Below are 24,023 nucleotides of genomic sequence, written 5' to 3' on the forward strand. Positions count from 1 at the left end.
TTTTACTCCGCCGGCATGCCGTGCGGGACGCGGAAAAGGCTCCGGTCCTGCGCACGTTTTTCCGGTCGATGGCGCGTCAGCGCCAGAATGAAGCCGGCGGTGACGCAGATCGCCACCATCGACGAGCCGCCGTAGGAAATCAGCGGCAGCGTCATGCCCTTTGCCGGCAGCAGCTCGAGGTTGACGCCGATATTGATGATCGACTGGATGCCCATCTGCAGCACCAGGCCGGCAACGGCGAAGCGGTTGAAGTCGTTGCGCTCACGATAGGCATGTGAGAGGCCGCGCAGCACCAGCACGGTAAACAGCGCCACCAGCGCCATGCAGAAGACGATGCCGAATTCCTCGGCCGCGACCGAGAAGATGAAGTCGGTATGCGCATCCGGGATGATGCGTTTGACGATGCCCTCACCCGGTCCCTGGCCGAACCAGCTGCCGCGGATGATCGCCTCGCGCGCCGTGTCGATCTGGAATGTGTCGCCCTCGCCGGTCATGAACTTGTCTATTCGCAGCGCGACGTGCGGGAAGACGTAATAGGCGCTGAGCAGGCCGCCGGCGCCGCCGATGCCGAGCAGCATGATCCATATCCAGGGCATGCCGGCCATGAAGAACATCCCGCCCCAGACGGCCGTGGTCAGGATGGTCTGTCCGAGGTCGGGCTGCGCGACGAGCAGGGCGGCGACGATGGCAAACAGGATGATGGCGAAGAGATTGCCGGGAATCTCCGGCTGGCGCGCATGTTCGGCAAACAACCAGGCGCAAACCACGACGAAGGCGGGCTTCATGAATTCCGACGGCTGGATGGAAAGGCCAGCAATCCAGATCCAGCGCCTGCCGCCCTTGACCTCCTGCCCGACGAACAGCACCAGCACCATCATAGCGAGGGAGATGATCAAGAGCAGGATCGCCGTTCGCCGCACCTGCCGAGGCGTCAGGAACGATAGTCCGAGCATGACTGAGATCGAAGGGATCATGAAGGCCGCATGGCGCTTGACGAAGTGGAAGGGCTCGAGCCCGATGCGCTCGGCAACCGCGGGAGACGCCGCGAACGACAGCATGAAGCCGATGCCCATCAGGAAGATGAACATCGCCAGGAAGAAGCGGTCGATGGTCCAGAACCAATCGGCCAGAGGCCCACGTTCCGCGCGGCTTACCATGTCATTTCTCTCCTGTTGCCGAACCGATCAGCATCGCAATCCCGTCAAGCGCTGCCACGTGTCCGACGAAGGCTTCACCCCTGACTTCGAAATTCTTATACTGATCGAAGCTTGCGCAAGCCGGGGATAACATGACGGCCGAAGTGGCGGCCTCGTCGCGCTCGGCATCGGCTGCCGCATGCACGACCGCGCGCTCCAGCGTGCCCGAGATCTCGTAAGGCACGGCCTCGCCGAGCGTCGCTGCGAATTCCGCCGCCGCCTCACCGATCAGATAGGCTTTGGCGATGCGCGGAAAATAGGGAGCGAGCGTGGTGATGCCGCCTGATTTCGGCAGGCCGCCGGCGATCCAGTAGATGCGATCATAGCTCGAAAGCGCCGGTGCCGCAGCATCGGCATTGGTCGCCTTGGAATCATTGACGAAAACGACGCGGCCGCGCTGCCCCACCGGCTGCATGCGGTGCTTGAGGCCGGGGAACGAGGCAAGGCCGGCGCTTATATCGTCGGCGGAAACACCGACGGCAAGACAGGCGGCCACAGCGGCGGCGGCGTTCTGCGCATTATGGCTGCCGCGCAGCGTCTGGATGCCATCGAGATCGGCGAAGGGCAGCATGGCGCCGCCGGCGGCCTGAATGAGCCTGGTGCCCTCGGCATAAACGCCTGACGCCACCACGCTGCGGCGCGAAATGCGCACCACCTTGACACCCGCCCGCTCGACGCGGTCGGCAATCAGAGCCGAATGGCTGTCGTCGACGCCGACGATCGCCACATCGCTGCCGGCGACCAGCCGTTCCTTGACATCGGCGTAATGCTGCATCGTGCCGTGACGGTCGAGATGATCGGGCGTCAGGTTGAGCAGGATGCCGGCGGAAGGGTTCAGCGTCGGCGCCAGATCGATCTGGTAGGAGGAGCATTCGACGACGTAATAACGCCCGGCCTTCGGCGGATCGAGCGTCAGAACCGCGGTGCCGATATTGCCGCCGAGCTGCGTATCGTAGCCTGCGGATTTCAGGATATGGGCAATCAGCGCCGTCGTCGTCGACTTGCCGTTGGTGCCCGTGATGGCGATGAACGGGCAATCCGGCGCATGGGCGCGGCGCTCGCGCACGAAGAGCTCGACATCGCCGACGATATCGACGCCGGCGGCGCGCGCAAGATCGACGGTCCAGTGCGGCTTCGGATGGGTGAGCGGCACGCCGGGCGAGAGCACGAACAGCGCCTGCTGGCTCCAGTCGATGCTGTGCAGGTCCTCGGTGCGGATGCCTTCGGCGGAAGCCTTGGCGACGCTGTCGGGATTGTCGTCCCAGGCGGTCACCTCGGCGCCGCCTGAAACCAGGGCCCGGGCGGTGGCAAGGCCTGAGCCACCGAGCCCGAAGAGCGCGACCTTCCTGTCCTTGAGCGTCGTGACCGGGATCATCGCCGCCTCACCGCAGCTTCAGCGTCGAGAGGCCGAGCATGGCAAGGCCGACGGCGATGATCCAGAAGCGGATCACCACCTGGCTTTCGGTCCAGCCCTTCTTCTCGAAGTGGTGATGGATGGGCGCCATCAGGAAGACGCGCCGGCCGGTCATCTTGAAGAAGCCGACCTGGATGATGACGGAAAGCGTCTCCATGACGAAGAGGCCGCCGATGATCGCCATGACGATCTCGTGCTTGGTGGCGACGGCAACAGTGCCGATCGTACCGCCGAGTGCGAGCGAGCCGGTATCGCCCATGAAGATGGCGGCCGGCGGCGCGTTGAACCAGAGAAAGCCGAGGCCGGCGCCGATAACGGCGCCGAGAACGACGGCGAGCTCGCCGGTGCCGGGCACGAAATTGATCTGCAGGTAGTTCGCAAACACCACATTGCCGGCGAGATAGGCAATGACGCCGAAGGAGGCGGCGGCGATCATGACAGGCACGATAGCAAGCCCGTCAAGGCCGTCGGTCAGGTTGACGGCATTGCCGGCGCCGACGATGACGAAGCCGCCGAAGACGACGAACATGATGCCGATATTGATCATGAAGTCCTTGAAGAAAGGAAAGGCAATCGACGAGCCGAAGGTCGAACCGGCAACGCCCGAGGCAAGCGCGGTGCGCATCATGAAATAGACGGCGATGCCGGCGATGACGAATTCGATGCCGAGACGCGCCTTGCCGGAAAAGCCCATATGGCTCTGCTTGGTGACCTTGAGATAATCGTCGTAAAAGCCGATCGCCCCGAAGCCGAGTGTCACCAGCAGCGTGGCGACGACATAGACGTTGGAAAGATCGGCCCAGAGCAGCGACGCGCCGACGATGCCGGCAAGGATCATCAGCCCGCCCATGGTCGGCGTGCCGGCCTTCTTGAAATGGGTCTGGGGCCCGTCGGCGCGGATCGGCTGACCCTTGCCCTGCCGGATACGCAGCGAATTGATGATCGTCGGTCCGAACAGGAAGACGATCAGGGCTGAGGTGAAGAGAGCAGCGCCTGTACGGAAGGTAATATATCTGAACAGGTTCAGAAATTTGAAATATTCCGACAGTTCGACAAGCCAGATCAGCATTCAGGGCCCCTTGTTTACCCGATCAAAATTCGCGTTGCGTGTCGGAAAATGGCGGGAACTTGTCAAGGAGCGCGGCAACGATCTTGCCGAAACCGATGCCCAGAGACGATTTCACCATCAACACGTCGCCTGGCGCGACCGAGTTCAATACATAATCCGTCAATTCGCCGGTGTTCTCGCGATATTCGACATGGACGCTTTCCGGCAGTGATTCCTTGAGCGCAGCCATCTCTGCGCCGGCAAGCCAGACATGTTCGATGCCGGCTGCAAGCAGCGGCACTACGAGATCGGTATGGACCTTCTGCGCATACTCGCCCATTTCAAGCATGTCGCCCAGCACGGCGATACGGCGTCCGCGGCTGGTCGGCTCGGAGCCCGCCAGCAGTGCGATCGCCGCCCGCATCGAAGCCGGATTGGCGTTGTAGCTTTCGTCGATCAGCGTGAAGCTGCCGCTGCCGCTGCCGATCGAAAGCCGGTGGCGCTTGCCCCTGCCCTTTTCCGGCTTCAGCGTCGCCAGCGCTGCGATCGCCTTTTCCATGTCGGCGCCGACGATCCTGACGACCCCGAGCGCTGCAAGCGCATTCTCGGCGATATGGCGGCCGGGCGCGCCGATCGCGACTTCCAGCGTCTCACCGCCGATCGTCAGCCACAGCGTCGAATTCTCGTCGGCGCCGTTGAATTCGGCGAGGCGGAATTCGGCCTTGGCATGCTGGCCGAAGGAATGAATATGCTCGATCCCGAGCGACTGCGCGGTTCGGTCGAGGAAGTTGAACTGGTCGTTGTCGCGGTTGAGCACGACATGGCCGCCCGGTTCCAGCCCCTCGAAGATCTCCGCTTTGGCGGCAGCGATCTCCTTGATGTTCTTGAAATTGCCGAGATGGGCCGGCGCGATCGTCGTGATGATCGCGACATCGGGACGGATCATCTCAACCAGCGGCCGGATTTCGCCGGGATGGTTCATGCCGACTTCGAAAACCCCGTAATCCGTATCGTCAGGCATGCGCGCCAGTGTCAGCGGCACGCCCCAATGATTGTTGAAGGAGGCGACAGAGGCATGCACCTTGCCGGAGGGCGACAGCACGTGCCGCAGCATTTCCTTGGTGGTCGTTTTTCCCACGGATCCCGTCACCGCGATGATCCGGGCCCTGGAGCGCTGGCGCGACGCAAGGCCGAGCCGGCCGAGGGCGGCGAGCACGTCTTCCACGACGATCATCGGCACCGTCAGGCGGCCCATGGCGGGAAGCCTCGCCTCACTGACGACGAGAAGGGAGGCGCCGTTCGCCATCGCCATCGATGCGTAGTCGTGACCATCGACACGGTCGCCCTTGATCGCGAAGAAGGCCTCGCCTGGAGCAATCGAGCGGCTGTCGATGGAAATGCCGGTGATGCCTTCGGGCAGAGTGCCGAAGGGGCGCCCCGCCATAGCTGCGATCATATCTTCGGTCGTCCAGAGCCAGCTCAAGATTGCAGTTCCTCCAAAGCCTTGCGCACCTCCGCATGATCGGAGAACGGCAGGGTAACGCTGCCGATCGTCTGCCCTTCCTCATGCCCCTTGCCGGCGACGATCAGCGTATCGCCGGATCGCAGCATGCCCACAGCCTCGCGGATCGCCTTAGCGCGATCGGCGATTTCCGAGGCGCCGGATGCTGCCGCCATGATCTCCGCCCGGATTGCGGCCGGCTCCTCCGAGCGCGGATTGTCGTCGGTGACGATGACGACGTCGGCAAGTCGGCAGGCGATTTCGCCCATGATCGGCCGTTTGCCGCGATCACGGTCGCCGCCGCAGCCGAAGACGACGACGACGCGGCCGGTGGTGAAGGGCCGAACCGAGCCCAGCACGTTTTCCAGCGCGTCCGGCTTATGGGCATAGTCGACATAGGCGAGCGCGCCGTCTTTCGTATGGCCGACGAGTTCGAGACGGCCGGACGCGCCGACGAGTTTCTCGAGCGCGGCCATCGCAACTTTCGGCTCGACTCCGGTCGACATGGCAAGACCTGCCGCGACCAGGGCGTTGGCCACCTGGAAATCGCCGGCCAGCGGAATATCCACCTCGAAGATCTCGCCGTCGATATGGATCTCGGCAGTCTGCTTGTGGCGGAAGTGCTCGACACGTTTCAAGGTGAGGTAATCGCCTTTGCGCCCGACGGTGCGTACATCATGACCGGCATCCGCAGCAGCCTTGATCGCCTGCGCCGACCACGGATCATCGGCAAAGATCACCGCCGGCGCACCCTTCGGCAGCAGCTGGAAAAGCCGCATCTTGGCGGCCATATAGGCTTCGACAGTCGGATGATAATCCATGTGGTCGCGGCCGAGATTGGTGAAGGCAGCGGCGGCAAGCTTGACGCCGTCGAGCCGGCTCTGGTCGAGGCCGTGGCTGGAAGCCTCCATCGCCGCATGCGTCACACCTTCACCGGCAAGTTCGGCGAGCAGCTTGTGCAGCGATACCGGATCCGGCGTCGTCAGCGCACCATATTCGTTGCGTGTCGGCGAAACGACGCCGGTCGTGCCGATCATCGCCGCCGCATGGCCGGCATGCGCCCAGATCTGCCTGACGAAGGAGGCGACGGAGGTCTTGCCCGCCGTGCCGGTGACGGCGACCATGGTCTCTGGCTGCCTGCCGAAGAAGCGCGAAGCGGCGATCGAAAGGAAACGGCGCGGCTCCTTGACCGCAAGCACCGGGATGGAAGCCTCGACGGCCTGGGAAGCAATCGCAACGGCGGCACCTCGGCCGGCAGCATCGGCGATGAAGCCCGCGCCGTCCGCCTTGGTGCCGGCGACAGCGACGAAAGCATTGCCCGGCGCCACATGGCGGCTATCCGAAGACAGGCCTGAAATATCAAGCAAGCCTGCCGGGCCTTCGAGCTGTGCTTCAATTTCCGGAAACTGATCTCCGGCCAGGTCTCGCAATTTCATCGAATGCACTTTTCTCTCTTGAAGCCGGTCCACCCCTCGCGAATCGGCGTCGATATTCATTCACACTCAATAAGACACCAGCAAGGCCGATCCGCCCTCCCCGAATTTCGGCTCGATGCCGAGAATGGGAGCTGCGCGGCTGATGATTTCGCGGGCGATCGGGCCAGCGGTACCGGCAGAGATCGTTCCGCCATATTGCTTCTCGCCGGTCTTCGGCTCGTCGCAGAAGGTGATCACGGCATATTTGGGATCGTTGATCGGGAATGCGGCAATAAAGGAATTGAAGTTCAAGGTAGCGGAATAACGGCCGTTCACCACCTTGTCGGCCGTACCGGTCTTGCTGCCGACGGCAAAACCCGGCACCCGGGCGACGCGGCCCGATCCCTTGTATCCGTTGAAATCGAGCAGATAGCGGATCTCGTCGCTGGTCGTCTTTTTGATGACCTGCGTGGCGATTTCATCGGCCTGTTCGCGGCTGCGCGGCAGGAATGTCGGCTCGATCAGCTTGCCGCCATTGACGAGAGCGGCGGCCGCCACGCCGGTCTGCAGCGCCGTCGTCGAGACGCCGTGGCCGAAGGAAATCGTGATCGAATTGATCTTCTTCCACACCCTCGGCTGGCTCGGCATCTTCACCTCAGGCAGTTCGGTCTGCATCTTGGTCAGCAGGCCGAACTTGGTCAGATAGTCCTTCTGCGCGTCGATGCCGACGATATCGATGACGCGCGCGGTGCCAATATTCGACGAATACTGGAAAATCTCTGGCACGGTCAGCCAGCGGCGCTGCCCATGGAAATCGTGAATGGTGAAGCCGCCGATATAGATCGACTTGCTGGCATCGAACGTGTCGGTCATCTTCACCTTGCCGGTGTCGAGCGCCATCGCCAGCGAAAAGGTCTTGAACGTCGATCCCATTTCGAAGGTGCCGTTGGTCATCCGGTTGAGCCAACCCTCCTTGGCCCCTTCCTGCGGATCGTTCGGATCGAAATCCGGCGCCGAGGCCATGGCCAGCACTTCGCCGGTATGCACGTCGATGACGGCAGCACCCGCCCCCTTGGACTGGAAGTTGTTTACCGCGTTGACGACGGCGTCCCGGACGATGTTCTGGACGCGGAGATCGATCGAAAGCCGCACCGGCTCGAGAGGCTGGTCGCTGGTCATGCCGACCGAGGCGAGATCGGCAAGCCCCTGGTCGTCGATATATTTCTCCATGCCGGCGACGCCGCGGTTGTCGATGTTGACGTAACCGAGGATATGCGCGGCGGTCGAGCCGCCCGGGTAGAAGCGGCGCTTTTCCGGCCGGAAGCCGATGCCGGGAATGCCGAGCGCCAGGATCTGGCTCTGCTGCTTCGGCGTCAGCTGCCGGCGCAGCCAGGCGAAATGCGAGGTTTTGACCGAGAGCTTCTTATAGGTATCCCGGACGTCGAGCTCCGGCAGAACAGTCGCAAGCTTCTCGACCGCCTCGTCGGCATCGACGATCTTGTTGGGTTCGGCAAACAGCGAGACGGTGCGGATGTCGGTCGCCAGCACTTCGCCGTTGCGGTCGAGAATGTCGGGGCGCGAGGCCATCAGCCGGTCGGGCGGCAGGATGCTGGAGACGACCTCCTGATCCTTCATCGCATATTCGACGAGACGGCCGCCGATGACGACATAGACACCCATGAAGCCGAGGATCAGCAGGCCGACGCGGCTTTTTGCCTGCCCTGATTTCTTCTTGCGGGACCCCTCGATCGCCAGGCCGGCAGGAGAAGGACCGCCGAAACGATTGTAGACGCCGGCGGAGAAATGCGCCTGGCTCTTCAAGACCATGATGCGGGAAAGAAACGACATTATTCCACCGACCCCGTTTCGATCTCGTCTGCTTCATCCTCCTCCGCGGCGCGCGGCGCGGGCTTGGGAACAGACTGCGCCTTCGTCGTAACCGTCGCGCCGGCGAGAGCCGCGCCCTTGGCGCTAGCTCCTGTCGCGCCTTTGGCGCTGGCCCCGGTCGCGCCTTTGGCGCTGGCCTCGGTCGCGCCCTTGGCGCTGGCCTTGGCCTCCGTTACCTCAGGCACGGGAACCTCGGATTTCAGCATCGGCAATTCCTTGGCATGCACCAGCGACGTCGATTGCGTCGGCTGCAGCTGCAACTCGTCATCATAGGCCTTGACCAGCCGCTCCAGCCGGTTCGGCTGTGATTGAAGCGCCCAGTCGGCCTTGAGAAGGTCGATCGTGTCCTCCTCGAGCTTGATCTCGGCTTCGAGGCGATGAACCTCTTCGAGCTTCAATTCGGCGCGATGCTTGATCGTGTAGGTGACGGCGGCGGTGGCCGTCATGACGCCGATGAGCACGAGATCGAACGTTTTCAGCATATCAACCTCCAAGCTTTCCGAGACTGGCGAGATTGGGAAACCCGAAGAGCGACATATCCGCGGCTTCAGCGGCGGCCTCCGTCCTCAGGCCGGCGCGCAGTTTGGCGGAACGGGCGCGCGGATTGATCTCCGCCTCCGCCTCACTTGCCGAAACCATCGGCTTGCCGATCGCCGCGAAAGTTGCCGCCCGCTCATGCGCGACAGGCAGATGCCGCGACCCCGACGCCTTGCCGGCGCGGTCGGAGAAGAATTTCTTGACGATGCGGTCTTCGAGCGAATGAAAGGTGACGACGACGAGCCGGCCGCCCGGCTTCAGCGCCGCTTCCGCCGCAAACAGCGCCTGTGCGAGTTCGCCGAGCTCGTCATTGACGAAGATGCGCAAGGCCTGGAAGACGCGCGTTGCCGGATGGATCTTGTCCTTCATCTTGCGGGGCGTGACCAGCTCGATGAGACCGGCAAGATCGCGTGTCGTCTCGAACGGCTTTTCCTCGCGACGCTTCTCGATCGCATGCGCGATGCGCGGCGCCTGGCTTTCCTCACCGAGGAAATGGAAGATGCGGATGAGATCGGCGACCTTGGCGCGATTGACGACATCGGCGGCCGAAACGCCTGCGGCCGACATACGCATGTCGAGCGGCCCGTTCTTCTGGAAAGAGAAACCGCGCTCGGCCTCATCGATCTGCATCGAGGAAACGCCGATATCGAGGACGACACCGTCGAGCCCGCCTTGCGGCGCATGATCGGCAAGATGTGAGAATTGCGAATGAACGAGCTTGAGACGGCCACCATGGGCGGCAACCATTGCCTGGCCGGAGGCAATCGCCGTCGGATCGCGGTCGAGCGCGATCACCTCGGCGCCGGCCGCAAGAATGGCTGAGCTGTAACCGCCAGCACCGAAGGTACCATCAAGGATGAGCTTGCCGGGCGCGGGCGCCAGCGCCGAAAGCACTTCATCAAGAAGGACAGGAATGTGACGAACCGGTCCGCCACCGGCATCAGTTGAACCTCCGCCAGGATTCGCCACCATTCCGTTCCCTCGTTCTTTCAGGAACGCTTGCCCGCCAGCTTGCGCTCCCCTCGTGCCTGCGCCTGCGCAGCCACAAAAGCCTGCGGCTGCCAAAGCTGAAAATGATCCGCCCGACCGACGAAGGTCACTTCGTCCGAGATGCCGGTAAAGCCGCGAATGAAATCCGTGACCATCAGCCGCCCCTCGGCGTCGAGCTTCATGAAGACCCCGCCTCCATGAATGAGAAGCGACATCTCGTTCGCATCCGGCAAAAACGGATCCTCCGCAGCAATCTGCCGTTCGAATCTTTCGAGAAGATCCGGACCGCCGACGCTGATCGCCGGAAACACAAAGTCCTGGAAGCAATAGAGCTCCTGAACATTGCGCTGCACCAGCACGGAACGAAATGCCGAAGGCACGGAAACCCTGCCCTTGGCATCGATCCTGTTGGTCGCATTCGAAAGGAAGCGGCTCATCACACGAAACATCCGTTCCCGCAGGGATCCGGACCAAAAGACGCCCGAAACTCCCAATATCAGGCACAGCTTCGCAAGCCGGATGAGCAAAAACCCCTCCGACGCTTCCGGAGAGGAAGACGCCTTTGCTTTGCGATGAATGGGCAGGTGATTGCCCTGGTGCAGTGCGCATTTGGGATAGCATGGGACCATATGGGCGTCAATGGGATACGCCCATTTTGCAACAGACGCATGATCAAAAATTTATAAGCTGTTAAGTTTAACAAAGAGTTAGGATCGCCCTGTTGCGATGGTCGCGCAGCGGTGCTTTTGCAAAAAGAATTTTCAACGGGCGGATTGCATGAGCATCCACTTGAAAACCTTCGATTTCAGCGGCTTACGGGGAAGTGATTCCTAAAATCAGGGCTTGATCGCGCCACAAAAGTTAATCGCCAGTTGGCCTGTAAGCCGGGTTCTGTATGGCTCCGGCGTGAACCGGAACGTGGCAGCCATTCCTCTGGGACAGCGTTCGCACGCTGCCTCGCGCAACCCACCCGGATGACTGGCCTGGAAACCGGCCGGAAGGCCTTTCGGCCTGCCGCGTCATCCCTATTCGGTCTTGCTCCCGGTGGGGTTTACCGTGCCATTTCCGTTGCCGGAGATGCGGTGGGCTCTTACCCCACCCTTTCACCCTTACCTGTCATGACAGGCGGTTTGCTTTCTGTGGCACTTTCCCTGAGGTCGCCCTCGCCGGACGTTATCCGGCACCGTGTTTCCGTGGAGCCCGGACTTTCCTCACCCTACCGCCTTTCGGCATTGGTAAAGCGCGGCTGCCCAGCCAACTGGCAGGGCTCCCATAAACGAGAGAGACGGCAATTGCCACCTAAATCAAAATTTATTTAGCGAAATTGCGGTGTGAAATCCGTGGAGTAGCCCTGTTCGCTGATTCTGCCTGATAAAAGCAGCTCGGCCCCAAGCCGGCCGATTTCGTCCGAGCTCTTGGCAGAGGTGCCGGCGCAGCCCGTCAGCACCGCGATTTCCGGCGATGAGGTATAGCCGATCATCGGATGGCCGCTTTCCGTCTGCGACACGACGCAGGCCGCCGTCGAAATCGACAGCGGCGCCATGTCGGGCACGAGCCCTTCGACGATACGTTTGAGATAGGCGCGCACGGTCTCGCGCCCCTCGGTTTTGAACCACGCGCGCATCGCTGCCTCGTCGCCGAGCGCCAGATCGTCGGGGTCGCCGCCGATCTTCAGGTAGAATTTGCCGTCGGGATAACGGATCGGCGGCAGCAGGTAGATATGGATGCCGGGCACATCGAGAATGAGCGACGGCATGGTCGCAAGACGCTCCGCCTCGATCTCGCTCACCTCGAAAAGTGTGACCGTCCGGCCATAAACCGTCATAGCAACCGGACGCGGCAACAGATTCTCCGCAATGGAAAATCCGCCCGCTGCCAGCAGCACCTTCTCGCCGCGATAGCTCCGGCCGCCGGCAGTCTCGACGACAGCCGATCCGCCCACGCTGCGGATCGAGACGGCATGGTCGCGAATGACGGCGGCACCGGCCTTTTCCGCCAGCAGCGACTGTGCCTTGACCAGCTTGCGCGGACTGATATGCCCGGCCCCTCTCGCCTCGAAGACCCCGGCGGCGCCATCGGGAAAGGCGAAGAAAGGAAAGGCGGCCTTCAGCCCGGCCTCACCGAGAAGGCTGGTCTCGACGCCAAGCGAGACGGCCGCCTGCCGGGTCCTCTGGAGATAATCGCTTCCATCAGGCGCGACGACGACGCAGCCGACCTCGCGATAGAAGTCGATGCCGCTGTCGCGGGAAATCTCGCGGTAACGGCCGATCGCGCGGTTGGCGAGCAGCGCCCAGTTGCGGTCGGGGTCGATGGTGCGGGTAATGCGCCCCTCGTCGTAATGGCTGGCGAAGACGCCCTGATGCGCCTTGCGATCATCAGGCTCGTCCGGGCCGATCACCGCCACACCATCCACTTGTCGCGCCAGATGCCGCGCCGCCGCAGCCCCCATCAGCCCGCGGCCGACGACGATATATTTGAAATCGACTGCCATGATGCTCCCTTTCAGGCAAAGACCGGCGTCAGCTCGCCGCCGAAATCCTTGTCGCCGAGCGCCCCTTCGGCCAGAAGCACGGCGCCCAATCGCCCGAGTTCGTCGGAAGATTTGGCCGCGACGAAATTGCCGCCGGTAAGCACCGCGATGCGCGGCGACTGGGTAAATCCGGCGTAGGGATAACCGGTCGGCGTGAAATTTGCCACGCAAGGCCCCGAGGTGACCGGGCAGCCGGCAAGCGCTGGCATCAACTTGAGGGCGACGCGCGCGAGATGCTCGCGCTCGGCCACGCAGCCATCGGAACGGAACCACGCGCCGACATCCTCCAGCGCTCTGAAAGACAGCATCTCGGTGTCGCCGCCGAGTTTCAGATAGGTCTTGCCGTCGGGATAACGCACCGGCGGCAGGATATAGATGTGATCCTCCTCCCGGTCGCCGAGCACGATCGTCGACGGCATATCGCCGAAGATCGCCATCTCGCGCGCGCCGATCTCGTAGAAGACGACCGTGCGCGCCATCACCCTGGTATCGACGGGACGCGGCAGCAGGGCATTGAAATTGCTGAAACCGCCGGCAGCGACCAGCACGCGCTCGGCACTGTAGCTTCTGCCACCGGCCGTCACTTCGACATGGGAACCGGCGTCGCGCACGGATGTGGCGACTGCTTCGATCAGCGAGACGCCACCCTGTTCGGCAAGCCTCGCCTGCGCCCGCACCAGCGCCCGCGGGTTGATGTGCCCGGCGCGCTTGCGCTCGAAATATCCGGTGAAATCTGGATCGGCGGCAAGATAGGGAAAACGTTGGCCAAGGTCCGACGGCGCGATGGTCTCGATATTGCTGCAGAGCGTCCGGCTGACGGTTAGCGCCCGGTTGATATAGTCCTGCTCATCCCTTGGCGTCGGACCGGCAAACAGGCAGCCGACCTCCGAATAGAAGGAAATGCCGCTCCTTGCCTCGATTTCGCGGTAGCGGTCGAGCGCACGGGCGGCGAAACTTCCCCAGGCCAGATTGCCGTCGAAAGTGCGGGTGATGCGCGCCTCGTCGTAATGGCTGGCGAATATCCCGTGATGGGCCTTGCGTTGCTCCGGCTCGCGCGGGCCGATCAGCGCGATGCCGTCGGCCATCGAGGCGAGATGCCGTGCAGCAGCTGCCCCCATCATGCCGCGCCCGATGATGATGAACCTGAAATCGATTGCCATACCTAACCTCGCATCGAGGTGGCCTAACCTCGTCTCGAGGTGGCTCACCTCGATTCAGGTGGGGATATCACGGCAAGCGTCCTGATTCATATCGCAAAAATGCCGGGAGAATTTTCGCCCGACGCGTCTGGCGAAGCTCAGTCGAGCATCGCCAGGACCTTGCCGCAATAGGTCTTCGACACCGGGTTCATGCGCGTGGCGGCATGGCCGGCATTGTATTTCAGGATGGTGTTGCAGGTCTGCCCGCCGCCGAGCTGATGGGCGGCTGCCAGATATTTCATCCCGTATTTGATGTTGGTTTCCGGATCGAACAGGCCCTTCTTCGTGCCGGAATACCCCATCATCCGCGCCGTCGCGGGCTTGATCTGCATCAGGCCGATTTCGCCGGCACTGCCGCGTGCCTTCGGATTGAAATTGCTCTCGACACGCACGACGGCCTGAGCGAGCGCCACCGGTACGTCGTATTCGGCAGCATATTTATTGATCAGCGCGGCATAGGGAACGCTGGCGGAAAAATCGGGCATGGCATAGCCGCTCTGGCGATCGACGGTTTTCAGCGGGATGGTTTCGGCCCTGGCACCCCAGTCATCACCAGCCAAGGCAAAACTATTTCCCGCCAGCAGCATACCAACGCATGCCGCAGCACCAACAATCATATTCTTCATGTAGTCTAATCACTCCGACCCATAGAATTGCAGGACTGCGCGCCTCGCCGTCATCCGGTCATACGCGATCAAGAACTGATCGCGTTCCGCAGCAATTCTTATCGTTTCATTTGGCGCCCGTGGTTACACTTTAAAAAGCCGTGAGCGCTGTTCAGCGGGCGTTCTTAGACCATCGCAATGAGGAGATAATAGGGAAATGATGTGGCGAGGTAGTTTTCTCGACGGCCGCGAGAAAACTACCTGATGTCGGGGCTCTTCCGCTCAGGAATAACGCGGCAGCGCCGATAGAAGCCGGTGCAGCGTGTCGATCGTCGAGAAATCGGCGATGCCGTCCACCCGTTCGGGCCGGAAATGACGCTGGAAAGCCTCCACGTCACCTGCCGTCTTTTCGGAAAATTGCCCTGTGATTTCAGTGCCGTAACCATAGAGAGACAGCATCGACTGCAGTGCCTCGACAGGCTGGCCGGCATCACCCCGCTGGAAGAAGCGCCCGCCGGTGATCGTTGCCGGCTCGACCCAGTGCCCGATGCCCGCCCTGTAGAGTTCGGCCCAGGGGAATTTCTCACCCGGATCGACCTTGCGAATCGGAGCGACATCGGAGTGCCCAAGGACCCGCTCCGGCGTGATCGACCAACGTTTGACACAGTCGCGACACAATTCGATCACCGCGGCGATCTGCTCTTTTGGGTAATCGGGAAGCCCGCCGGGATGGCCGGCATTGGCGATCTCGATGCCGATCGACAGCGAATTGATATCCGTCTCGCCGTGCCAGCTGCTCTTTCCCGCGTGCCAGGCCCGCCGCACCTCCGGCACCAGCTGCACCACCTCGCCGTTCTCATGCACGAAATAATGGCTGGAAACCTGGCTCTCGGCGCGACAGAGCCAGTCGAGCGCGCCATCCGCCGTCGGCATGCCGGTATAGTGCAGCAGGATCATGTCAGGACGGCGCCCGCCCGCGCGCTCGCCATGGTTCGGCGAAGGCTGCACGCGGGCGCTCCCGCAGTCGGCCTCGAAAGAGGTCATGCGGCGCGGCGTTCCTTCTCGATCGCCGCATAGGCCGCGTTCAGCGCCGCCATGCGCTCATTGGCGATGACGTGGAACTCCTTCGGCACGCCGCGCGAGATCAGCCGGTCGGGGTGATGTTCGCTGACGAGGCCGTGATAGCGGCGGCGGATGGTCGGGAAATCGTCCGAGGGCAACACACCGAGCACCTTGTAGGGATCGCCGCCTGTGGAGACGTGACGGGCGGCGATCTGCTCGAAGCGCGTCTCGCTCATCTGGAAGATCTCGCCGATATGGCTGAGGAAATTCAGTTCTTTCTCGTGGATCAGCCCATCGGCCTTGGCGATATGGAAGAGACCGTCGAGCACGTCTTCCAGCACCGTGCAATTGGCCGCACAGGTCACGCAGAGCGTCGAAAGCCTTTCGGCATAGGCTTCGTAGCCGGCCACGTCCTGACGTGCGAGGTTGTAAAGCCTGGCGACGTTCTTCGCCTGATCCTGCGGAAATTCGAAGATTTCGCGGAAGGCATCGACCTCCTTCTCGCTGACGATGCCGTCGGCCTTGGCCATCTTGGCCGACAGCGCGATGATCGCCACGGAGAAAGCCACCTTGCGCCGGGTCTCGGGATCGCCTTCGAAAACCGTTCGGATAGCCTCGACCACCGCAGACAGCGCATTGCCCGCGGTATTGCCAATGGCATTCAACAGTTTTTCCCAGAAGGACATCGAAATCTCTCGCACGCTTGTCAACTTATATACAAACAGCTTGACCAAAGAATCGTAGCCTTTGCAAGGCGACTATTGGTCGTAGGGCCGAACACAGTTTTCACGATTTGGTAATTGTCGCACCGCAGCAAAGCGTCCTCCTGCGCCGGGCACCTGCGCTTCGGAGCGCGCTCGCCGGTAATTTCCACAAGAGTTCTCGACAGCCAGAACGGGCTTGAAACGATTATATCAGCTCTTCTGGTCGCCACGCCGCAGAAAGGCGCGTTTTCATAAATTCTTTACTTTACAGGCTCCTTTCCCTGCCGCATCCATGCGCTCATGCATGTCGCCTGGAAATGTGCAGCGGGTCCGGGATGACGACATGCATGAAAACAATGAGGTAAGCGCGTCGCTTGAATCGAATTCAGTGCAACGCCGATAGCTGACGCCGCCGCACCGAAACGCCATAGGAGGGATCATGGCCAAGCAGAAAGTCGCAATGCTGACCGCCGGAGGCCTGGCCCCCTGTCTTTCCTCCGCCGTCGGCGGCCTCATCGAACGCTACAGCGACATTGCTCCCGACATCGATATCGTCGCCTACAAGTCCGGCTATCAGGGCGTATTGCTCGGCGACAGCATCGAGATCACCCGCGAGATGCGCGAAAAGGCGCCGCTGCTGCATCGTTATGGCGGCTCGCCGATCGGCAACAGCCGCGTCAAGCTCACCAATGCCGCCGATTGCGTCAAGCGCGGCCTGGTTAAGGAAGGCGATAACCCGCTGCGGGTGGCCGCCGAACGTCTCGCCAATGACGGTATCACCATTCTCCACACGATCGGCGGCGACGACACCAACACCACGGCCGCCGATCTTGCCGCCTATCTCGCCGCCAACGGTTACAATCTGACCGTCGTCGGCCTGCCGAAGACTGTTGACAACGACGTGGTGCCGATCCGCCAGTCGCTCGGCGCCTGGACGGCGGCCGAAGTCGGCGCGCATTTCTTCGACAATGTCGGCAACGAACAGACGGCCGCCCCCCGCACCCTCGTCATCCACGAGGTCATGGGCCGCCATTGCGGCTGGCTGACGGCCGCCACCGCCCGCGCCTATCTCCAGCGCACCAGCCGCAACCAGTATGTCGACGGCCTGATGATGGACGCGCATCTGAAGAGCATCGACGCCGTCTATCTGCCTGAGATGGCTTTCGACCTCGACGCCGAGGCCGCCCGCCTGAAGGAAAGCATGGACCGCAACGGCCACGCCACGGTCTTCGTCTCCGAAGGCGCCTGCCTCGACGCCATCGTCGCGGAGCGCGAAGCCGCCGGAGAGACGGTCAAGCGCGACGCCTTCGGCCATGTGAAGATCGACACGATCAATGTCGGCGCCTGGTTCCAGAAGCAGTTCGCCAGCCTGTTGAACGCCGAACGTTCGCTCGTGCAGAAATCGGGCTACTTCGCCCGCTCGGCGCCGGCCAACGGCGACGACCTCCGGCTGATCCAGAGCATGGTCGATCTCGCCGTCGAAAGCGCGCTCAACAAAGTCTCCGGCGTCACCGGCCACGATGAAGCGCAAAACGGTAAATTGCGCACTATAGAATTCCCGCGCATCAAGGGCGGCAAGGCTTTTGACCTGTCGACGGCATGGTTTGCCGAAGTCATGGACAATATAGGCCAGAAATACAAAGAAGCGTGATTGACGGATGGTTAATATGATGTCTTTGCTTGTTCCTGAGGAATAGGAGGAGACACCATGTCATTCGAAGCTTGGCTCGCTTTTGCGGCCGCATCCGCCATCATGCTGGCCATACCGGGACCGACGATACTGCTCGTTGTCTCCTATGCGCTCGGTCATGGACGCAGGACTGCGTTTGCGACGGTGAGCGGCGTGGCGCTTGGTGACTTCACCGCGATGACGGCGTCCCTCTTTGGTCTCGGCGCCGTCCTCGCCGCCTCCGCCACCCTCTTCACGGTCCTGAAGTGGATCGGCGGCGCCTACCTGATCTGGCTGGGAATCAAGCTCTGGCGGGCTCCCGTCATCGGCGAACCGGTCGCCGACAACGACAATCTGCCGGAGGAGAAATCGCTCAAGATCTTCCTCCATGCCTATGTCGTCACCGCCCTCAATCCGAAGAGCATCATCTTCTTCGTCGCCTTCGTGCCGCAGTTCCTCAATCCGGCCCTGCCCTTCGTCGGTCAGATGGCGATCATGGAAGCGACCTTCCTCGTACTGGCGATCCTCAACGCCTCCACTTACGCATTTCTCGCCCATACCGCACGCGGACTGATTCGCAAGGCGAGCGTCCAGCGCGCTGTAAACCGCACCGGCGGCACCCTATTGATCGCCGCAGGCGCCGTAACCGCGGGGTATCGCCGTATTGCAGCTTAGAAATATTCCGTGGTTGCCGGAATGTCACGAATAGGTTAATGGGGTCATCGGATTTAAGCTTTTTAGTAACTTTTATAACGCTGCCGGGGCGGCGCGATTTCACGAAAGTGACGGAATGGTAGCGATCGGATTGTCCGGGCTGAAACGCAGTCTTGTCGTTTCTACGGTGCTCTGCTGCGGCGTGATGACCGGGTGCGCGAGCGTCGAATACACCTCTCAGGCCGAACTGACAGCTGCGCAGACCGTGGTGCCGATGCCGAAACCCGGTGAAGACGCCACGCTTGCCGCAATCCCGACAGCCGAAGGCACAGCCGGTCAGGCGGTCGCCGGCGCCACCCTTCCCCAGGCATCCCCGGCCCTGACCGCGACGGCAATGCCTACCGTGACAACCTCTCAGCCTGCCGATCTTACCATGCAGCCGGCGGCCTATGCGCAAATCCCGCTGACACCCGAGATGACGGCGATCCAGTCCGTGGTGCCGACGCCGCGTCCGGGAGCCCCGGCACAGCCGGCGACCCAGCTTGCCTTTGCCGCGACACCGCAGAACGGCGCGCTTGCGGCACTTGCCGCAGTCGATACGACGCCGCGTGCCAGCATGGACTACGGCTTCGATGAATCCGGGCCGATCGATCCGCCCACGGCGCCGCCGATGTTCAGCGACGACGACAAGGACGATGCGCCGACCGTCGAAAAAAGCTTCGTCACCAAGCTCATTCAGAAATATTCGAAGCTCTACGAAATTCCCGAGACGCTGCTCCACCGCATCGTCCATCGCGAAAGCCGCTACAACGCCAAGGCCTACAACAAGCGCGGCTATTTCGGCCTCATGCAGATCAAGTACAACACCGCCAAATCCATGGGGTATGACGGCGCCCCGGGCGGTCTCTTCGATGCCGAGACCAATATCAAATATGCCGCGAAATATCTGCGCGGCGCCTGGCTCGTTTCCGACAGCAAGGAAGACGATGCCGTGCGCCTCTATGCGCGCGGCTATTATTACGACGCCAAGCGCAAGGGCATGACCGACATCGCCCAGGGCAATTACTGATACGACCAAGACCGATAATGGACGAACGGCATCACGAGCCTATGGCTGCGGCTGGCTCTGCCGTGGCGACCCGGCCTGCTGTTGCGGCGATCCCGCTTGTGGCAAGGCCGCCAGGACCGCCTTGAGAAGCGTCTGCGGCTGATAGCCGAGCCAGCTCGGCGTCAGGCCGAGCCGGATTACGACCAGATCGGCGGACGGTACGATCGCCATGCTCTGCCCGTCATGCCCCGTCAGCCAGAACGTATCCTCCGGCAGCCCGAATTTTGCATTTGAACCGCCGGGCGCAAGCCAGGCCTGGCCCTGCGTATAGCGGCCGTTCGACGCCGTCGTCGGGGTGCGCATGGCGCCGACGAAACCCTCCGGCAGCAGCCGCTGGCCGTTCCAGACGCCGTCCTGCAGCAGGAACTGCCCGAAGCGCGCCCAGTCATGCGCCGTCGCATAGAGATAGGAGCTTCCGGCAAACGTGCCGCGCGCGTCGAGCTCGAAGACGGCGCTCGTCATGCCGAGCGGCGAAAACAGCGCGTCGTCAGGATAGGAAAAGGCCGTCTGGGCATTGCCGACCCTGTCCATCCAGATGCGTGACAAGAGCACCGCCGTGCCGCTCGAATAGCGGAACCGTTTGCCCGGCTCCGCCTCCATCGGCGCGTTGGCCGGCAGCGATACCATATCGGGATCGAGATAGAGCATGCGCGTCACATCGGCGACAGCGCCATAATCCTCGTTGAAGGCAAGGCCGCTCTCCATGCCGAGCAGGTCGGAAACCTTGATCCTGGCGCGCCCGTCATTCTTCCACTGCGCCAGCAGATTGTCATCGTCGAAGGAGATTTTACCGTCGAGCATCAGCCGGCCGACAATCGCGGCATTCACCGTCTTCGTCATCGACCAGCCGATCAGCGGTGTCTTCGCCGAGAAGCCGGGGCCATAGGCTTCGCTGACGATGCGGCCGTTGCGCACCACGACGATCGCCCGCATGGCCGGGCCGGCGACTCTCTCATCGGCCAGTAGCGCAGCGATCTTCCCGTCCGGCCGATCGCCGGCGCTCTCACCCTCCGGCCACAGAGCCTCGTTCACCTCCGCCCTGGCCGGCGCATCGAAAGGCACCGCCTTCGCCGCCGCCTCGAAATTGCCGTCCGGCACGCTCGTGCAGCCGAAAGCGCCGCGATAGAGCGCATAACTCGGCGCAAACAGTCCCATGAAGCGGGCCGTCACACGGTCGCTGTCGCGGTCGACGCTGACGCGCACCAGCCGGAGCAGCGGATTTCCAGGCGCCTGGACATCGTCATGGAGCACCTCCTCGGCCTCACGGCCTGATATGAAGACGTTGGAGCAGACGATCTTGGCGGCATAGCCGTCGCCGACACGCAGCAGTTCCGGCGGCTGGACGAAGAGCCAGCCGGCGACGACGATGACGACGAGCACGACAAGGAGAGCAAGCGCCTTCAGGATACGCATGACAAATCGCATGGCATTCCTCCATGCCGGGAGAGAAGCAGGAATCGCACGCGCCGGAAAGAGGCCGCAGCGAAGAAGAGCCGCCCTCGCGATCACTTTACCAGGAGGGCGATCCTCCCCGCGAACGATGCCCCACAGCCCACGTCATCAAACTGTAGCAGTGGCGCGCTACACGCCCTGAACGCTAAAAAGGTGACAGACTCATGTCAGAATTTGCACCGGATGCCGGCTTCCGCAAGAACCGGAAACTCAAGGACGCCCTTCTCCGCCACAAGGCTTTTTCGAAGGATGGTTTTTCCGAGCGTCTCTTCGGCCTTCTCTTCTCCGGTCTCGTCTATCCGCAGATCTGGGAGGATCCGGATCTCGACATGCAGGCGATGGAGCTGAAGCCGAACCACCGCATCATCACCATCGGCTCCGGCGGCTGCAACATGCTCGCCTATCTCTCCAAGGCGCCGGCCTCGATCGACGTCGTCGATCTCAACCCGCACCATATCGCGCTGAACCGCCTGAAGCTTGCGGCCTTCAAGCATCTGCCGGATCATGCCGATCTCATCCGCTTCCTGGCCATGCCGAACGAAAAGTCGAACAGCCGCACCTACGACCGGCATCTCGCCGCCAAGCTCGACGAGGCGACGCACAGCTATTGGAACGGCCGCAAGTTCGGCCGTCGCCGCGTCACCGTCTTCGACCGCAACATCTACGAAACCGGTCTGCTCGGCCGCTTCATCGGCGCGGCCCATCTTCTTGCACGCCTGCATGGCGTCAAGCTGCGCGAGATGACCAAGACCCGCTCGATCCGCGAGCAGCGCCAGTTCTTCGAAGAGCAGATCGCGCCGCTGTTCGAAAAGCCGGTGGTGCGCTGGATCACTGGCCGCAAGAGCTCGCTCTTCGGCCTCGGCATTCCGCCGCAGCAATATGACGAGCTCGCGAGCCTTGCAGCCGATCATTCGATCGCACCGGTGCTGAAGCACCGCCTGGAAAAGCTCGCCTGTCATTTCCCGATGCGCGACAATTATTTCGCCTGGCAGGCCTTCGGCCGCCGCTACGGCACTGAAGAGGAAGGCCCACTGCCGACCTATCTGAAGTCGGAGCACTACGAGGTGATCCGCGCCAATGTCGACCGCGTCAACGTCCACCATGCAAGCTTCACCGAGCTTCTGGCCCGCGAGCCGGCCGCCTCGCGCGACCGCTACATCCTGCTCGACGCGCAGGACTGGATGACGGATGAGCAACTGAACGACGTCTGGCGGGAAATCACCCGCACGGCGCGCGAAGGCGCCCGGGTGATCTTCCGCACCGCGGCCGAAAAGAGCATCATCGAAGGCCGTCTGTCTCCCTCGATCCGCGACCAGTGGGATTACTTCGGGGAGAAGTCGCGCGAGCTGACGGCGCTTGATCGCTCGGCGATCTACGGCGGCTTCCACATTTACGGGAAGAAGGCGTGAGCAAGGTCGGCACCGAGACGGCAGGAAAGAGCGGCGAACATGCCAGCCTGATGGATGGCATGTACCGTTACCAGCGCCATATCTACGATCTGACGCGCAAATATTACCTTCTCGGCCGCGACAGCACGATCCGCAATCTCGACGTGCCCGAGGGCGGCACCTTGCTCGAAGTCGGCTGCGGCACCGGCCGCAACATGGCCTTTGCCCATCGGCATTTCCCGACGGCCAAGCTGTTCGGCCTCGACATTTCCCAGGAAATGCTGATTTCGGCGCGCAGGACCTTCGCCACCAAGGCGACGATCCCGGAATTCCGCGTCGCCGACGCCACCGCCTTCACGCCGCGCGAATTCGGCGTCAGCGGCTTCGACCGTATCCTGATCTCCTATGCCCTGTCGATGATCCCGGACTGGGAGCGCGCCGTCGATGCGTCGATCGCCGCACTCAACCCCGGCGGCCAACTGCACATCGTCGATTTCGGCCAGCAGGAAGGCCTGCCGGGCTGGTTCCGCCGCATGCTGCAGTCATGGCTCGCAAAATTCCACGTCACTCCGCGCTCCGATCTGCGCGAGGTCCTGGAAGCGCAAGCCCATGAAAACAACGCGAGATTGTTATTCGATACCGTCGGCGGCGGTTATGCCTGGCGGGCGGCCATTATCAGCAAGCGCTCATAATTCGCTTGAAACTAACCGATTTTTTACGTTGATATGGTGAAAAGAGGGTTATCCTCTGCCGACTCGTCTTTTTCGAAGGTCAGGCTGTGGGGCAAAAAGATCATTCGGTTCACGACGGGATACCCATGCGCCGGCTTTTGTTTTGCGTTCTGCCTCTGGCCATTCTCCTGGCAGGCTGCTCCTCTTCGGGCCACGACTATCTCGAAACGGCATCGATCAAGCCGAAGACGCGCTTCAAGGACACCGATCCGCAGGATTTCGGCCCGAAGCATCCGCAGCAGAACGCGGTCCACGGCATCGATATCTCCAAATGGCAGGGCGATATCGACTGGGCAACGGTGAAAAATTCCGGCGTCGCCTTCGCCTTCATTAAGGCGACGGAAGGCAAGGACAGGGTCGATCCGCGCTTCGACGAATACTGGCGCGAGGCCCGCGCCGCCGGCATCCCGCACGCGCCCTACCATTTCTATTATTTCTGCTCCTCGGCCGATCAGCAGGCCGACTGGTTCATCCGCAACGTGCCGAAGGAGGCCATGCGCCTCCCGCCGGTGCTCGACGTCGAATGGAACGCCGAATCGAAGACGTGCCGCTACCGTCCCGACCCGGAAACGGTGCGCGCCGAAATGCAACGTTTCATGGACCGGCTGGAGGCCTATTACGGTAAGCGTCCGATCATCTACACTTCGGTCGATTTCCACCGCGACAATCTCGCCGGTTACTTCCAGGATTATCATTTCTGGGTGCGTTCTGTGGCAAAACACCCCGAAGTGACCTATTCCGACCGCCGCTGGGCCTTCTGGCAATATACCTCGACCGGCGTCATTCCCGGCATCAGCGGTCCAACCGATATCAATGTCTTTGCCGGCAGTGCAAAGAACTGGAACAATTGGGTTGCCGCCGTTTCCAAGGATAGAAATTCTTAGTAACGTCTTATGATGTTTCTTGCTTCCGTCACATTCCTCTGTGAAAGCG

The 24,023-nt window shown here is 62.0% G+C and carries 21 protein-coding genes and 1 other RNA gene; 6 read left to right on the forward strand and 16 right to left on the reverse strand.

All coding sequences use genetic code 11. The annotated features are described in order from the left end of the window. Positions 1-2: 2 nt before the first annotated feature. The 15 genes from ftsW to CO657_RS13225 form a co-directional block, all read right to left on the reverse strand. Entirely contained in the window at positions 3-1,157 is a 1,155-nt protein-coding gene (ftsW, locus tag CO657_RS13155) for a putative lipid II flippase FtsW (protein ID WP_003565051.1), read from the reverse strand. A gap of 1 nt (position 1,158) precedes the next feature. Then, positions 1,159-2,571, reverse strand: a complete 1,413-nt coding sequence (gene murD / locus CO657_RS13160) for a UDP-N-acetylmuramoyl-L-alanine--D-glutamate ligase (protein WP_054182684.1) — start codon at positions 2,569-2,571, stop codon at positions 1,159-1,161. Positions 2,572-2,578: 7 nt separating this feature from the next. Beyond that, on the reverse strand, positions 2,579-3,679 hold the full coding sequence (gene mraY, locus CO657_RS13165; protein ID WP_003593357.1) for a phospho-N-acetylmuramoyl-pentapeptide-transferase: 1,101 nt from the start codon (positions 3,677-3,679) through the stop codon (positions 2,579-2,581). 22 nt (positions 3,680-3,701) lie between these two features. Beyond that, on the reverse strand, positions 3,702-5,141 hold the full coding sequence (locus CO657_RS13170; RefSeq protein WP_054182683.1) for a UDP-N-acetylmuramoylalanyl-D-glutamyl-2,6-diaminopimelate--D-alanyl-D-alanine ligase: 1,440 nt from the start codon (positions 5,139-5,141) through the stop codon (positions 3,702-3,704). Further along, the gene (locus tag CO657_RS13175; protein WP_054182682.1) at positions 5,138-6,655 is read right to left on the reverse strand and encodes a UDP-N-acetylmuramoyl-L-alanyl-D-glutamate--2,6-diaminopimelate ligase; all 1,518 of its coding nucleotides are present in this window, start codon (positions 6,653-6,655) and stop codon (positions 5,138-5,140) included. Before CO657_RS13175 ends, CO657_RS13170 begins: the two co-directional genes overlap by 4 nt. Positions 6,656-6,661: 6 nt before the next feature. Then, positions 6,662-8,422 (reverse strand): peptidoglycan D,D-transpeptidase FtsI family protein, encoded by a 1,761-nt coding sequence (locus tag CO657_RS13180; protein ID WP_003593354.1) that lies wholly within the window; start codon positions 8,420-8,422, stop codon positions 6,662-6,664. Further along, positions 8,422-8,943 (reverse strand): cell division protein FtsL, encoded by a 522-nt coding sequence (ftsL, locus tag CO657_RS13185; protein ID WP_054182681.1) that lies wholly within the window; start codon positions 8,941-8,943, stop codon positions 8,422-8,424. Before ftsL ends, CO657_RS13180 begins: the two co-directional genes overlap by 1 nt. Before the next feature lies 1 nt (position 8,944). After that, positions 8,945-9,970 carry a 16S rRNA (cytosine(1402)-N(4))-methyltransferase RsmH gene (gene rsmH, locus CO657_RS13190; protein ID WP_012558374.1) on the reverse strand — a complete coding sequence of 342 codons (1,026 nt, stop codon included), beginning with the start codon at positions 9,968-9,970 and terminating at the stop codon, positions 8,945-8,947. Positions 9,971-9,987: 17 nt separating this feature from the next. Then, on the reverse strand, positions 9,988-10,425 hold the full coding sequence (gene mraZ, locus CO657_RS13195; protein WP_054182680.1) for a division/cell wall cluster transcriptional repressor MraZ: 438 nt from the start codon (positions 10,423-10,425) through the stop codon (positions 9,988-9,990). Between the two features lie 427 nt (positions 10,426-10,852). After that, positions 10,853-11,250, reverse strand: an RNA gene (gene rnpB / locus CO657_RS13200) — RNase P RNA component class A. A gap of 53 nt (positions 11,251-11,303) precedes the next feature. Beyond that, a complete protein-coding gene (locus CO657_RS13205) occupies positions 11,304-12,479 on the reverse strand; it encodes an NAD(P)/FAD-dependent oxidoreductase (protein ID WP_049733648.1) in 1,176 nt (391 codons plus the stop codon). 11 nt (positions 12,480-12,490) lie between these two features. Continuing rightward, positions 12,491-13,678 (reverse strand): NAD(P)/FAD-dependent oxidoreductase, encoded by a 1,188-nt coding sequence (locus tag CO657_RS13210; RefSeq protein ID WP_049733649.1) that lies wholly within the window; start codon positions 13,676-13,678, stop codon positions 12,491-12,493. A 137-nt stretch (positions 13,679-13,815) separates the two neighbouring features. Next, positions 13,816-14,343, reverse strand: coding sequence for a lytic transglycosylase domain-containing protein (locus CO657_RS13215; protein WP_054182679.1), 528 nt, complete (start codon positions 14,341-14,343; stop codon positions 13,816-13,818). 261 nt (positions 14,344-14,604) lie between these two features. Further along, on the reverse strand, positions 14,605-15,366 hold the full coding sequence (locus CO657_RS13220) for an N-acetylmuramoyl-L-alanine amidase (protein WP_049733651.1): 762 nt from the start codon (positions 15,364-15,366) through the stop codon (positions 14,605-14,607). Then, positions 15,363-16,070, reverse strand: a complete 708-nt coding sequence (locus CO657_RS13225; protein ID WP_049733652.1) for a J domain-containing protein — start codon at positions 16,068-16,070, stop codon at positions 15,363-15,365. The genes CO657_RS13220 and CO657_RS13225 overlap by 4 nt, the downstream gene beginning before the upstream one ends. Before the next feature lie 457 nt (positions 16,071-16,527). Here CO657_RS13225 and CO657_RS13230 point away from each other — a divergent pair, with 457 nt between their 5' ends. The 3 genes from CO657_RS13230 to CO657_RS13240 all read left to right on the forward strand — a co-directional run bounded on the left by CO657_RS13230 (position 16,528) and on the right by CO657_RS13240 (position 19,480). Then, a complete protein-coding gene (locus CO657_RS13230; RefSeq protein ID WP_049733653.1) occupies positions 16,528-17,739 on the forward strand; it encodes a pyrophosphate--fructose-6-phosphate 1-phosphotransferase in 1,212 nt (403 codons plus the stop codon). Positions 17,740-17,796: 57 nt separating this feature from the next. After that, positions 17,797-18,432 carry a LysE family translocator gene (locus CO657_RS13235; RefSeq protein ID WP_049733654.1) on the forward strand — a complete coding sequence of 212 codons (636 nt, stop codon included), beginning with the start codon at positions 17,797-17,799 and terminating at the stop codon, positions 18,430-18,432. Positions 18,433-18,547: 115 nt separating this feature from the next. Continuing rightward, on the forward strand, positions 18,548-19,480 hold the full coding sequence (locus tag CO657_RS13240) for a lytic transglycosylase domain-containing protein (protein ID WP_054182678.1): 933 nt from the start codon (positions 18,548-18,550) through the stop codon (positions 19,478-19,480). A gap of 39 nt (positions 19,481-19,519) precedes the next feature. On the opposite strand, the gene CO657_RS13245 is transcribed toward CO657_RS13240, so the two are convergent. Beyond that, complete coding sequence (locus tag CO657_RS13245; RefSeq protein WP_054182677.1) at positions 19,520-20,944, reverse strand: serine hydrolase domain-containing protein; 1,425 nt, start codon at positions 20,942-20,944, stop codon at positions 19,520-19,522. 191 nt (positions 20,945-21,135) lie between these two features. Here CO657_RS13245 and CO657_RS13250 point away from each other — a divergent pair, with 191 nt between their 5' ends. From CO657_RS13250 to CO657_RS13260, 3 genes are all read left to right on the forward strand, one after another. Then, the gene (locus CO657_RS13250) at positions 21,136-22,380 is read left to right on the forward strand and encodes a BtaA family protein (RefSeq protein WP_054182676.1); all 1,245 of its coding nucleotides are present in this window, start codon (positions 21,136-21,138) and stop codon (positions 22,378-22,380) included. Next, positions 22,377-23,051, forward strand: a complete 675-nt coding sequence (locus tag CO657_RS13255; RefSeq protein ID WP_054182675.1) for a class I SAM-dependent methyltransferase — start codon at positions 22,377-22,379, stop codon at positions 23,049-23,051. The genes CO657_RS13250 and CO657_RS13255 overlap by 4 nt, the downstream gene beginning before the upstream one ends. A 125-nt stretch (positions 23,052-23,176) precedes the next feature. Beyond that, positions 23,177-23,974 (forward strand): glycoside hydrolase family 25 protein, encoded by a 798-nt coding sequence (locus tag CO657_RS13260; protein ID WP_049733659.1) that lies wholly within the window; start codon positions 23,177-23,179, stop codon positions 23,972-23,974. Positions 23,975-24,023 lie beyond the last annotated feature (49 nt).

Source organism: Rhizobium acidisoli (genome assembly GCF_002531755.2).
GTDB lineage: Bacteria > Pseudomonadota > Alphaproteobacteria > Rhizobiales > Rhizobiaceae > Rhizobium > Rhizobium acidisoli.